At 35.1% G+C, this 12,825-nt stretch carries 12 protein-coding genes; 2 read left to right on the top strand and 10 right to left on the bottom strand.

The window, feature by feature from the left end; translation table 11 throughout:
• Positions 1-87: 87 nt before the first annotated feature.
• Complete coding sequence (locus tag VB797_RS22715) at positions 88-1,233, bottom strand: sulfate ABC transporter substrate-binding protein (protein ID WP_323240012.1); 1,146 nt, start codon at positions 1,231-1,233, stop codon at positions 88-90.
• A 389-nt stretch (positions 1,234-1,622) separates the two neighbouring features.
• On the opposite strand from VB797_RS22715, the gene VB797_RS22720 reads away from it, so the two are divergent.
• On the top strand, positions 1,623-2,666 hold the full coding sequence (locus VB797_RS22720; RefSeq protein WP_323240013.1) for a 3-deoxy-7-phosphoheptulonate synthase: 1,044 nt from the start codon (positions 1,623-1,625) through the stop codon (positions 2,664-2,666).
• Positions 2,667-2,803: 137 nt separating this feature from the next.
• Here VB797_RS22720 and VB797_RS22725 read toward each other — a convergent pair whose 3' ends face one another.
• From VB797_RS22725 to VB797_RS22740, 4 genes are all read right to left on the bottom strand, one after another.
• Complete coding sequence (locus tag VB797_RS22725; protein ID WP_323240014.1) at positions 2,804-3,562, bottom strand: hypothetical protein; 759 nt, start codon at positions 3,560-3,562, stop codon at positions 2,804-2,806.
• 238 nt (positions 3,563-3,800) lie between these two features.
• On the bottom strand, positions 3,801-4,694 hold the full coding sequence (gene speE / locus VB797_RS22730) for a polyamine aminopropyltransferase (protein ID WP_323240015.1): 894 nt from the start codon (positions 4,692-4,694) through the stop codon (positions 3,801-3,803).
• 226 nt (positions 4,695-4,920) lie between these two features.
• Complete coding sequence (locus VB797_RS22735; RefSeq protein ID WP_323240016.1) at positions 4,921-6,285, bottom strand: response regulator; 1,365 nt, start codon at positions 6,283-6,285, stop codon at positions 4,921-4,923.
• A gap of 45 nt (positions 6,286-6,330) precedes the next feature.
• On the bottom strand, positions 6,331-8,673 hold the full coding sequence (locus tag VB797_RS22740; protein WP_323240017.1) for an ATP-binding protein: 2,343 nt from the start codon (positions 8,671-8,673) through the stop codon (positions 6,331-6,333).
• A gap of 292 nt (positions 8,674-8,965) precedes the next feature.
• Between VB797_RS22740 and VB797_RS22745 the strand changes: the two genes are divergently transcribed.
• Entirely contained in the window at positions 8,966-9,244 is a 279-nt protein-coding gene (locus VB797_RS22745) for a hypothetical protein (RefSeq protein ID WP_323240055.1), read from the top strand.
• Positions 9,245-9,260: 16 nt separating this feature from the next.
• Here VB797_RS22745 and VB797_RS22750 read toward each other — a convergent pair whose 3' ends face one another.
• The 5 genes from VB797_RS22750 to VB797_RS22770 all read right to left on the bottom strand — a co-directional run.
• On the bottom strand, positions 9,261-9,602 hold the full coding sequence (locus VB797_RS22750) for a hypothetical protein (protein WP_323240018.1): 342 nt from the start codon (positions 9,600-9,602) through the stop codon (positions 9,261-9,263).
• Positions 9,603-9,614: 12 nt separating this feature from the next.
• Positions 9,615-9,923 (bottom strand): hypothetical protein, encoded by a 309-nt coding sequence (locus tag VB797_RS22755; protein WP_323240019.1) that lies wholly within the window; start codon positions 9,921-9,923, stop codon positions 9,615-9,617.
• Between the two features lie 81 nt (positions 9,924-10,004).
• Positions 10,005-10,193, bottom strand: coding sequence for a hypothetical protein (locus VB797_RS22760; protein ID WP_323240020.1), 189 nt, complete (start codon positions 10,191-10,193; stop codon positions 10,005-10,007).
• Between the two features lie 119 nt (positions 10,194-10,312).
• Positions 10,313-11,185 carry a MarC family protein gene (locus VB797_RS22765; RefSeq protein WP_323240021.1) on the bottom strand — a complete coding sequence of 291 codons (873 nt, stop codon included), beginning with the start codon at positions 11,183-11,185 and terminating at the stop codon, positions 10,313-10,315.
• Between the two features lie 207 nt (positions 11,186-11,392).
• Positions 11,393-12,825 (bottom strand): radical SAM protein (locus VB797_RS22770; RefSeq protein WP_323240022.1); only part of this gene is annotated, 1,433 nt, incomplete at its 5' end.

Raw genomic sequence — 12,825 nt, forward strand, 5'->3', positions numbered from 1 at the left:
AGATGGGGGGATGGGGAGATGGGGGGATGGGGAGATGGGGAGATGGGGGGATGGGGAGATGGGGGGACAAGGGGATGAAGTAAATATTTAACCTTTAACCTTTTTGGCTTGAATTTGGTCAAAAATGGCTCCATCGTCGAAGAATTTCTGCTGTGCAGCATCCCATCCACCAAAGTCTTGAACTGTTCCCAAGGTTTTTACTTTGAGATACTTGTCTTTTACTTCTTTGGTTTGAGCTACAGTTTCATTTACCGGACGGAATCCGACTTTGGTAAATTCTTGCTGTGCTTCTGGAGTATATAAATACTTTACAAATGCTTCGGCAATTTCACGGCTTTGATGCTTATCTACGTTCTTATCGACAACTGCGATCGGGTTATCAACGGAAATATTCACGTCGGGAATCACATACGATACCTTTTCACCCTTTTGCTGTGCCAGGATAACCTCATTTTCGTAGTTGATTAGTGCATCACCCTGTTTTTGCTTGAAAAATGCGTCGGTGGCTTCCCGAGCATCTTTTGTAAGGATTGGTACATTTCCATAGGCTTTAGCAACAAATTCGGCGGCTTTCTTTTCATCTGCACCTGTCTTGATAGCAGAGTTCCACAATGCTAAGAAATTCCACCGTGCAACACCGGAGGTTTTCGGGTCTGCGGTGATAAATTTGACTCCATCTTTGGCTAAGTCTGACCAGGTTTTGATTCCTTTAGGATTACCTTCTCGTGTTACTAATGCAATTACCGATTTGGAAACAATGCCGTTGTTGGGTACTTCTTTTTCCCAACCTGGGTCAATTAATCCCGCTTTCTGAATTTTTTCGGTATCTAATGCTAATGCTAAGTGGACGACATCTGCTTCTAAACCATCAATGACTGCACGAGTTTGCGAACCCGAACCACCGTAGCTGGTTTTGAAAGTCACGTTTTGGTTATGTTCTTTTTTCCACTGTTCCACAAATTTGGGAATAATCGCTTCGTGAGCAGCTTTGGTCACTGCAAAGGAAACTAAGGTGAGTTGTACATCTTGGGATTTAGCAGCAACTGGACTTGCATTGGGAATTCCAACAGAATCTCCAGCACTAGAATTATTCCCACCCGAACAAGCTGCGATCGCGAAGCTTAAAACTGTCCCCACTAAAAATAAAGAGACGAAACTCTTTACAGAACTGAATTTCATTCCTTTACGTCGTGCAAATTGCAATAACTTTTGCGTTTCTTGCCACAAGCTCATTCCAGTTTCTCCTTGTGAATCTACGGTAATCCTATCGGGATTAAGTGCTTTGTCTTTATGTTCATATCATGGAAGTTAGGAAAATTACAATAGGTAATCTAGATATTTTTTACAGAGAATTATGTGGATTGCCTGACAAGTCGGCCATAATTGCGATCAAACGGCTGTTTTTACGAAGATAAAACAAGGATTTGGGGATCGAAATGTGCCAAATAGTAAAAGTTTGGAGAAATTTAGGTTTGTAAAAAAAATAAATGAGATTGCGAATAATAATTCAAATAATTGACTATTTTTTTAAGTATATTTATTTTTTAAGGTGTAATTTCTCAGATACAATATATAGATGAATTAAGTATTCAAAATAAAGATTTATCGTGGCAGGGTAATCAATGCGTAATAAAATATTTGACACTAACATCGAGAATTATCACGTTTTATTGACACCACAAGAAGTCAAATCAAAACTACCTTTAACATCATCAGCAGAAGCAAATGTTCTAAAACACAGACAAGAGTTAAGGGATATATTAGATTTTAGAGAGAGAAGAAAATTTATTGTTATCGGTCCTTGCTCGATTCACAATACAGAATTAGCTCTGGAATATTCTCGAAAACTGAAAAAACTGCAAGATCGGGTTGAAGAGAAACTACTGTTAATTATGAGGGTTTATTTTGAAAAACCTCGGACAACAGTAGGATGGAAAGGTTTAATTAATGACCCGGATATGGATGATTCTTTCTGTATCGAAAAAGGTATATTAACAGCACGGGAACTGTTGTTAAAAATTAACGAATTAGGATTATCCGCAGGTACGGAAGCTCTCGACCCGATTATACCTCAATACATCAGTGAATTAATCGCCTGGTCTGCAATTGGTGCGCGGACTGCGGAGTCACAAACCCATCGGGAAATGTCCAGCGGTCTTTCCATGCCGGTAGGTTTTAAAAACGGTACCGATGGTAATATTCAAGTGGCTTTAAATGCATTGCATTCCGCAAAAAATCCCCATCATTTTCTGGGGTTAAATCAACAAGGACAGGTTAGTATTGTTCAAACCAAGGGTAATGATTACGGTCATATAATTTTGCGTGGTGGTGGTGGTAAACCTAATTGCGATCGCGAAAATGTCAAAGTCACAGAAGAGCAGTTGAAAAAAGCAGATTTACCTCCAAGAATTGTCGTAGATTGCAGTCACGGTAATTCTAATAAAGACTATAAGTTGCAAGGAGGAGTTTTAGAAGATGTCGTGCAGCAAATAGTTGAAGGTAACACATCTATCGTAGGGATGATGTTAGAATCTAACATCAATGAAGGTAATCAAAAAATTCCTGCTAATTTAGCAGATTTAAAACATGGGGTTTCCGTAACTGATGCTTGTATTGGTTGGGAAGAAACGGAAAGAATTATTTTAGCTGCTCATGAAAAACTTTAATTAAGTAGGTAGTAGGTAGTAGGTTGGGTTAGACGCACGAAAATATTTAATTATTACTAATAAAATTGATTTGCGTCGTAACCCAACATCATGATATTTCGTAGTAGGTGTATTATGCTTTTTAAAAAACTGAAATATCAATTTGAATTTTTCCAAGGAAATAATCCCCCAATTTCGGCACGATAGCGTTGATATTCTTCCCCATAAGTACGAATCAAATCTCGTTCCTCAAAGGCTATTCCAATTAAAATATAAAATGTAAATGCTGTAGATAAAACAAGATGATCCACTTCCATGTATGGAGTTGTCCATATACCTATAAGTAAACCTGTTTGGATTGGATGGCGGTTAAAATTGTACATCCAACGTCTCATAAATGGAAATTCTTGATAAGTTTCCCCTTTCCAGTAGAAATATACTTGACGTAAGCCAAATAAATCAAAATGGTTAATGGCAAAAGTTGCAAGAACAAAATAAATCCAACCACAGCCAAATAGTCCCCAAATTAAATATTTGAACCCTATATTGTCAATTGACCAAACTGTGATTTGGATAGGTTGCCAAAAGTATAATAGCGTAGATAAAGCGATCGCAGAAAAAAATACATAGGTACTTCGTTCAGCAGCAACGGGTATTTTTTGCGTCCACCACTGTTTAAACATAGGACGTGCCATAATGCTATGCTGTAGTCCAAACAAAAATACTAAAATTAGATTAATGCATACCGCTAAAAAAACATCTTGATTCAAAGATATAAATCCTAACGGTAATACACCTGCATTGCAAAAAATTAACCATAGTATAGTTAACATTGCGATCGTATAAGCAGCAATACCGTAGATCAATACCAACAAGCGTTTCCCACGAGATTGAGTTAATTGTTCTTTTGTTGTCATTTTTTCCGCTCCGCTCTACCCCACTTATTACCGCGTAATAGTTAGTAATATCGGTTTCTCACAAGCGATTTATTTTTTTTTAATTTTTAAAAGTATCCGGCGGTTAAAACCGCTACTACACAGGCAAAGTCCACCTACGTGGACTAATAAATTTTAAACCCGAAGGGGTGGTTTTGCTTTTGTAGCAGCGGTTTCAACCGCCAGCTAAAGTATTAAATTAGACTTTCCAAACATCCTCTTAGTTCGATCCGATCATCTTATGAATAAATCCAGGTAAAGCAAACGCAGCTTGATGAATATCTGCATTGTAATACCGTAAATCGTGTTCTTTAACAAATTGCACTGCTTTTTCGCGATCTAAATTTTGAACAGGATGCACTCCTTGTTTAGAGCAATAAGTCAAACTCCACATTCCTGTAGGATACATGGGAATAAACACCAAATAACAATGCACCGAATCAACACCAAAAACTTGTTTGAGACATTGATTTAAATCGACAAAAGCCTTTTGATGAAATATCGGGGATTCACTTTGTACTGTTACTATTCCACCAGGACGGAGAGTCCGATACACATCTTCATAAAATGATTTTGTAAACAATCCTTCCGATGGTCCCACGGGGTCGGAAGAATCAATTATTACTAAATCATAGGAATTATCACCAGCATTTTGCACAAATTTAATGCCGTCATCTATGAGTAAATTTAACTTGGGATGTTCCAAAGCGGAAGAAATCGTGGGTAAAAATTGTTTGGAAGCACGAACTACCGCTTCGTCAATTTCAACCATTGTGATTCGCTCAATTCCTGGATGACGCACTAATTCGCGAATTGTACCTCCATCACCAGCACCAATTACTAATACATCTTTGACACCGGGATAAGCCAACATTGGTACATGGACAATCATTTCATGATAAGCCGCTTCGTCCGCTTCAGTACACATTACCATGCGATCAATAGTCAGCATTTTTCCCCGGTCTTGAGTATCAAATACTTCTACAGTTTGAAACTCTGAGACTTCATGGAACAGTCTTTCCCCTTTGATCCGAATAGATATGGCAAATTTCTCATTGCTGTCCGTTATCCATTCAGTAGAATTGATTTTGCTGGGTTGTTCTGAAATTGTCATTTTGCAGATGCGTGGGAGATTGCGAAAGTATCAGAAATTAAGTATATAATTTTAAGGTACTTGGTTCAATTTTAATAAAATATTTTAACTGAAATCTAAATAAATATAAATTAATCAAACTATGTAACGGTTGGGTAAATTAAGCTCTCAAAGAGAAGACGCTTTTGCGTCAACAAAACCCTTCCCTACTCCCTTTTCATAACTGTGATTTTTAACGCTGACCTAGTTATAAAGGAATTTGAATCAAAAACTCCGTTCCTTTTCCTGGGGAAGAAATACACTCTAAATTCCCGTCGTGGTTTTCAGTAATAATTTGGTAACTAATTGAAAGTCCTAAACCAGTACCTTTTCCTTCTGGTTTGGTAGTAAAAAAAGCTTGAAAAATCTCGCTTCGGATTGATTCTGACATTCCTTTACCATTATCGGCAATTTTGACCGTAACTTGATGTTTATCTATGCTAGTTTTAATCCGAATTTGAGGATTTTTTATCATATGATTATTTCCACTATTATAATCTTGAGAATCCATCAATGATTCTTCCAAAACATCGATCGCATTTGCTAACAAATTCATAAATACTTGATTGAGTTGTCCTGGATAACATTTTACTTTCGGTAAAATACTATAATCTTTAACTACTTGAATTGCGGGACGTTTGGGGTATGCTTTGAGACGGTGTTGTAAAATCATCAAAGTTGCTTCTATCCCTTCATGAATATCAACAAACTTTTTGTTTTCTCCATCAGTACGAGAAAAGTTTCGTAAAGACTGCATAATTCCCTTGATAGTATCGGTACCCAATTTCATCGAAGACATTAGTTTTGGTAAATCTTTTTCAATATGTTTTAAATCCATTTCTTCTATTTGTTCTTCAACTTCAATACCTGGATTTGAGCAATTTTTTTGAAAAAGCTGGACTAATTTCAGTACATCTTCAATATATTGGTTAGCGTAATATAAATTAGTAGAGATAAAACCGATCGGATTGTTAACTTCATGAGCAACACCAGCTACTAGTTGTCCTAAAGAAGAAATCTTTTCTGTTTGTACTAACTGCAATTGAGTTTGTTTTAAATCCTCTAAAGCTTGAGATAATTCTAAGGTACGTTCTTTAACTCGTATTTCTAATTCTTGTTTTTGCTTATCTAATTCTAAATTTAGTTTACGTAGTTTCAAATGCAGATTGATTCTAGCTAAAACTTCATTTTGTTCAAATGGTTTAGTAATATAATCGACAGCACCTAATTGTAAACCTTTGACTTTTTCTTCAGCTTCCGTAAGTGCGGTAATAAAAATAATTGGAATATCCTTTGTAGATGGATTTGCTTGTAATCTCCGACAGGTTTCAAATCCGTCTATTTTCGGCATCATTACATCTAATAATATTAAGTCGGGAGGATTGCTTTCAACTTGTTCAATCCCACTGATACCGTCCATTTCTACCAAAACTTCATAACCAGCACTTCCCAACACATCATGTAAAATCTCTAGATTGGTTGGACTGTCGTCAATTACTAAAATTGTTTCCAGTTTTTGATTAGAATCAGATTCTTCGGATAAATTCATGTCACTATAATTATTATTTAACATATTAATATTTTTTATTCAGATTTTATTTAACATAAAAAAATAGGATTATGATTCGATACTGTCTTGAAGAAATTCGCGAATTTTTTTGATGTTGAAAGATTTTACAAATGAATTCAATTCGTCAACAAAAGATTGATATTGTTTATCTTGTGAAATTCGCTCTAGTTCTTGTTTAATACCTTTGATTTTACCTTGTTTAGCAAATTCGAGCAGCATTGTTAACTCGGAAGCCGGTGGTATAACCATTTGATTTTTTGAAGGTGATTTTTTAACTATAGTTTTTGTTATTTCATCATGATTATAAAGCCAAGTAAGCTGTAATTGCTTTGCTAGTATACGATAAAGTTCTTTTGACTTGACTGGTTTGTTTAAAAAGTAGCTTGCTCCTGCTTGAATAGCTTTTGGACTATCATATTCAGATGTAATTACAGAACAAATAATGAATAAAGTGTTTTTTAATTTGTCTTGCTTCCGAACTTCTTTAAGCATTTGCCATCCATTCATAATTGGCATATTAATGTCAGAAATAATTAAGTCTGGCTGAGACATAATTGCTTTTTCCAAACCATCTTGACCATTTTCTGCTTCGATTAATTCAAATCCAATAGATGATAATAGATTAATAAATAAGGAACGATTTTCCCAACGGTCATCTACAATTAAAATTTGCTTTCTTTCTCCTACATAACCAACAATTCTTCCAGTACGGGTAATACTACTTGTTTCTGTCCAATCTTCAGCAACCGGACATTCTATTTCAAATTGAAATATACTTCCCATATCTACTTGACTCTTAACTTTTATTGTACTGTTCATAATTTCTACTATCTTTTGACTCAAAGCTAACCCCAATCCCGTACCTTCTGATTTATTTTTAGTCGTACCTAATTGCTCAAACGGTAAAAATATTTTATCTAATAGTTTGGGTTCCATACCAACACCAGTATCTTCAATATGGAAAAGTAATTTAACTGTTTGAGAGAAAGTTTCTTTTTTGATTTCTAACACTTCCACTTGTAAAGTAACGCAGCCTATTTCAGTAAATTTAATTGCATTGCTAAGTAAGTTGATTAATACTTGTCGCAATCGTCTTTTATCAATAGTAATACCAGAGGGTAAGTTTTCTGGAGTTGAGTAAATGAAGCTTAAACCTTTTTGTTCGGTTTTAATGCGACAAATTTCGACAATTTCTTGTAAAAAAGAAGGAAAATGAAAATCGCTGGGATGCAGTTTTATTTGGTGTGCTTCTATTTTAGAAAAATCAAGAATATCATTAATTAAAGTTAATAGATGATTACCACAGCGATGGATAATTTCAATACCCCGCTGCTCCTTTTTTGATAGATGAGGAGAATTTTGAATGATTTGCGTATAACCTAAAATACCATTTAAAGGAGTGCGGAGTTCGTGGCTCATATTTGCCATAAATTCGCTTTTTGCATAACTAGCAGCATCGGCAGATATATTAGCTTCTTCTTGTTTTTTGAGATTGATTTTTATTTGTTCAAATAGTTGATTTATAGAAGTTTGTAGTTGACCTAATTCGATATTTTTTGTCACAGGTATTTGTAAATCGTAATTAGATTCTTCTAAAGCCTTTTGAGTTACACTGGTAATTATTGAAATAGGTTTAACAATCCTGCGGCTAATCTGAAAAGCAATAAAACAAGCGATAGTTAAAGATAAAATTAGGCTAATAATAGTAATTAGCGATCGCAACATTTGTGCTTGAGTAAACTCATTTTCGGATTTCTCCTCTTGAGTTTCTATAGATTTAACTAAAACCTGCAATTCATCGATAAAATCGAGCATTTTGATTCGTGAATTGGTTGCGGCTAAATCTGCGAGTAGCTGTTTTATCTCTACTTCCGGCGAATTTGATTTGCTTGATTTAATTTTTTGTAATATATTTTGAGAATCCTGAGCAAAGTTGTTTAGATTAGCATTATACTTTTGAATTAATGGTTTAACATTTATTGAAGTACTTGCCTTAGCTTTAACTAACAATGTTTGAAAATCGCTTATTGTCTTAATTTTTTTTAATTTTGCTTGCTGAAAATTAGGATGTAAGTAGGGAGAAAACTGATTATTTTGTAAACTTAAAGTAGTATTTAATAAGTTGTCCAACAGCTTTAAGTCTTGACGAATTTCTTTTCTTTGTCGGTCTGCTTGATCGACCCAAGAATTACCTATACTCAAACCAAAACCAGTACCCCCTAAAGTCATACCAAGTGTAATAGCATATCCTAAAAAAATCTTTTTTTGCAGAGTAAGACGATTAGTTATCCAGAGTATGGGGTTAAAAAGCCATCCTGACGAAATCCCGGAAGCTTTTTTATACTTCTGGGTGTCGGGTTGGGATCGATGATTTGAGAAAGGATAAGTCATTCGTCTGAGTGGGTTTGCATTTGGATATAAAATGTCTAGTAATTACATGATTCCCAAATTGTTACTCACAATTGTCATAAATTTTGACAAATTATCTCTTTCTCTATTGTTTTGCGATTATTAACGTCCTTTAAATCCATATTGGCTTAAATACCTCAGCATTATGACGGAACAGCGAACTGAATTTTTGCTTTGTCGTATCGTTCCCTGTTGTTGTAGCTAGCATTGGTAAAGTATCATGCAACAAATAACTATTGCAGTTTTGGGAAGCGATCGCTTTATGAATTTAAATATGAGAATCTGGTTTATTTGCTTTGTAGTACTTTTTGCTTTAGCACAGCTATTCGATTGGGTACGACAATTTTCTCTACCCTTACCAATCTACATTTTAGGTGGAGCATTTTTAGCTGTTGCTTCTAATTATGAAAAGCTTTTTGGTAGTTCTTTAAGCGAATTATCAGGTGAAACGTTTACACAGCAGCAGTTAGATGCAGCTTCTCAACCTGAAGTTTCTTCCTTTAATACTTCTCAATCTGTGAAAAAAATTGATGAATTGGAAATTAGGGAGTAGGAAATAGGGAAATTATTTATTTAGATGGAATTACGTAAGAGACAACTTGAACAAAGCAGAATCCAGCGATTAAAGCAGTAATTACCGCTCCAATAATTACTCCTTTCATTAAAGCAAATTGTCTTCGTCTTTTACAGCTTAAAATTAGAGGAATAACGTACACAAGTTGATATAACCATACACCAGTAAAACCGATAGCGAGAGCATTATATCCTGAACTAGGGAAAATTTGGGCTATTATTGCACCAAGTCCATATAGTCCTAAAAAACTAAGAACGCAGTTAGTTAATAAGACTAATAAAATCCCCCCAATAATTACTAACCAATGATTACGAGAATTAGGATTTCGATTTGACATGATTTTGTTTAGTTAACGTCCAAGTAGTAAAAAGCAGCCACCATTGATTAAAGCGGTAATCACAGCACCAATAATTACACCTTTCATCATTAAATTTTTGCGTTGTCGTTTCAGCCGAATACAAACCGGGATTACATATAAAAGCTGACATAGAGAAAATCCGCCAAATCCAATACCCCAAACACCTAGAAGCGTATATCCACCGTAAATTTGCTGTAAAATAAGACCTAATAAATAGATAAATAAACCCGCGAGAGCATGCATTCCAATTAATAGTAGAATACCTTGAGTAACTCCCCAAAATTCATTTTCTTCCGACATGGTTTTTTATAACTAATAACATATAGCAATCCTAAATAATTCGTAAGAAATTTATAAATAAGCTGGCAGTTAAAACCGCTACTATGCAAACAAAGTCCATCTGCATGGACTTTCTAAAATAACCCGCGCAGGTGGTGAGTGCTGTTGGCGGTGAAACACTTGCGGTGGAAGGGTTCCCCGACTTGTAGCAAGTGACGTGCGACTTACAGTCGCGAGGGCTGAATCAAATTTAACTTGTAATCTTAACGTATAATCTACGTATTTCCTCATATATCAATTCGGATTGCTATAGTCTCCATGCAAAAGATATTAAATTAGAAAAAAGAGCGGACAATGCCCACTCAGTTAATAATTTTACCCTTAATTGTAAATAAGAAGAAAGTTTAAGCTTAATTCAAGAGTTGATACAGTTTTGGTACATAATTCTGAAGAACTCCGAATATACCGTGAGAAAGCATCTGTACCGCAATTGCTAAAATGAAAAAGCCAAAAACTCGTTTCATAGCACCCATCCCATCGTCTCCGATGGCTTTATTTATATATTCACTCGACCTTAAAAGCAACCAAACCAATAGGCTGAGAATAGCAATAGCAATAAAAGAACTTAAGTAACCCGTCTGTTCACTTAGATTTTCTGTTAAGCTAATTACTACACTAATAGCTCCAGGTCCGCTAATCATAGGAATAGCCATTGGTGTAAAAGAAATATTATCTTTCTTCTGTGCGGCTCTTTTTTCTAAATCAGTCAATTTGGTTGATATTTGATCTTTAACTACTAACTCCCACCCAATCTTGGCAACAATAAGACCTCCTGCAATTCGTAATACTCCCAACGAAATACCAAAATATTCCAGAATTGCTCTACCTGCAAATAGAAAACTTGCCAAAACAATAAATACACAAATAGCTGTCTGTTGAGCTTGCTGATGGCTACGTTGTTTGTATTCTTTGTATTCTTGACGATATTCCCTGTATTCAATATGGTATTTTTCTACTAATTCATTGAAATAGTTTTCGGTTTCTTGATTATGTTTATCTAGTTCAGTACGATATTGTTGTATTTGTTGATGATAATCTTTGTCTTCGGTTTCGTTTCGCGGCTGTTTTGGTTCTTGGGGTTCAGATGGCTTTTCTGGTTTACCTGGTTCTACTGGAGGGTGCAATAAACTTAGGAAAATTGGTATTGCACCAATAGGATTAGCGATAGCAAACAATGGTACAAAAGTGGTTACAACTTCCACAAAAATGGTCGTATTCAACATTTAGTTTTACTATTAACGCCAATATATTTTTACGTAATAGCACATAAAAATTAAAGTATAGTCAAAACATTTAATAACAAAAAAATAATTTTGTTTAGCTTCAAATAAAATAAAAGTTCACTCAAAATTGTATTAAATAAAATATTTTTAAAGTTTAAAAAACCGTAAATAAATTTAATATTTTAATATTACTATCTTTGTTTATAATTAATTTCTTCCTAACATGGTTGTGAGATAATCATACCCTGCACTACCTTCGCGATAAAACATATTAAACGTATCAAAAGGAATAATCCTTCCGTCAGGGTGTACGATGTGAATACAAGAACGTTTAACCGATCGCACATCGAAGTTATATGGATCGAGAAACTGCACAATCATTACCCGAAAAATATTAGAATAATTGATTCCTGCGGGTACGTTAACCATTGGTAAACAACACAAAAGCTGTTTTAATGAAGTTGCAGCAGAAGCAGGGGAATGACTGGTAGAAAATAACTCGAAAACTTTGCTTTTTAGCTCTTCATTCTGTTCGTAAAGTACGCTATTTGGCATCATTTCCACAAATACTTCTGGATTAATTAATCCCGTCAACGGTATCACCTTACCATTGAGTTTCAACGCATATCCCATCGCTAAAGAATCGGGATGACAGGGAACCGGAAGAATATCTTCGGGTTTAAAATAAGGACTTTGCTCTAAAATTGACCGACGAACTTCTGTAAGAGTATATCTATCTGTTTTAGGATTGAAACCTGATAATCTTCCCGCAACTTGTATCGGTTGAAATGTTACCCCACGCACGCATTTTTGCTGTAATGCATATTCGATTATTTTACCGATTTCACCATCATTTAAACCTTTTTTAACCGTAACAACCAAAGTTGTAGAAATATTGTACTTATTTAGTTGCGCGATCGCCTTTTCTCTAATACCCCGTAAATCCGCACCACGCAATTCTTTCAAGGCTTCCGACTCAAAACTATCAAATTGTAAATATACTTCAATTCCCGGCATATATTGCGAAAGACGTTGAGAAAAAGCTTTATCGTTAGCAATTCTCACACCATTCGTATTAATCATTAAATGCTTGATCGGCTTAGTCTTGGCAATATCTAATATTTCAAAAAACTCCGGATGTATCGTAGGTTCACCACCGCTCAACTGCACAATTTGCGGTTCTCCTTCATTCTCTACTACCGCATCCATCATACTTTCAATATGTTTTAAACTACGGTGTTTTCGAGGCTGATGGGACTCAGAAAAATCTTCCACACCAGAATCAGCGTAACAAATTGGACAGGAAAGATTGCATTTATCAGTAACTTCAATTAAAGTCAAACAGCTATGTTGTTCATGGTCGGGACAAAGCCCGCAATCATAAGGACAACCGTATTTTATCGGTGTATTAAACTTCAGCGGCATATCTCCGGGTTTAATAAATTCCAGAGATTTTTTATAATATTCAATATCATCAGCAATTAATACTTCTTCCCTTCCGTGAGTAGGACAATGCTTAACTAAATAAACACAATCATCCTGAAAAATAATTTTTGCTTCCACCTTAATCAAACACTTTGAGCAAACACTATTAGTCAAAGCATAGAAAAGATAATTACGAGTAGGCATTATTAAAAGTT

Source organism: Rivularia sp. UHCC 0363 (assembly GCF_034931125.1).
Classification (GTDB): domain Bacteria; phylum Cyanobacteriota; class Cyanobacteriia; order Cyanobacteriales; family Nostocaceae; genus Rivularia.

What these genes read in the sequence shown, in the direction of transcription:
- VB797_RS22715 (WP_323240012.1), bottom strand. Translation starts at nt 1,233, where the DNA reads ATGAGCTTGTGGCAAGAAACGCAAAAGTTATTGCAATTTGCACGACGT.
- VB797_RS22720 (WP_323240013.1), top strand. Translation starts at nt 1,623, where the DNA reads ATGCGTAATAAAATATTTGACACTAACATCGAGAATTATCACGTTTTA.
- VB797_RS22725 (WP_323240014.1), bottom strand. Translation starts at nt 3,562, where the DNA reads ATGACAACAAAAGAACAATTAACTCAATCTCGTGGGAAACGCTTGTTG.
- speE (WP_323240015.1), bottom strand. Translation starts at nt 4,694, where the DNA reads ATGACAATTTCAGAACAACCCAGCAAAATCAATTCTACTGAATGGATA.
- VB797_RS22735 (WP_323240016.1), bottom strand. Translation starts at nt 6,285, where the DNA reads ATGTTAAATAATAATTATAGTGACATGAATTTATCCGAAGAATCTGAT.
- VB797_RS22740 (WP_323240017.1), bottom strand. Translation starts at nt 8,673, where the DNA reads ATGACTTATCCTTTCTCAAATCATCGATCCCAACCCGACACCCAGAAG.
- VB797_RS22745 (WP_323240055.1), top strand. Translation starts at nt 8,966, where the DNA reads ATGAGAATCTGGTTTATTTGCTTTGTAGTACTTTTTGCTTTAGCACAG.
- VB797_RS22750 (WP_323240018.1), bottom strand. Translation starts at nt 9,602, where the DNA reads ATGTCAAATCGAAATCCTAATTCTCGTAATCATTGGTTAGTAATTATT.
- VB797_RS22755 (WP_323240019.1), bottom strand. Translation starts at nt 9,923, where the DNA reads ATGTCGGAAGAAAATGAATTTTGGGGAGTTACTCAAGGTATTCTACTA.
- VB797_RS22760 (WP_323240020.1), bottom strand. Translation starts at nt 10,193, where the DNA reads ATGAGGAAATACGTAGATTATACGTTAAGATTACAAGTTAAATTTGAT.
- VB797_RS22765 (WP_323240021.1), bottom strand. Translation starts at nt 11,185, where the DNA reads ATGTTGAATACGACCATTTTTGTGGAAGTTGTAACCACTTTTGTACCA.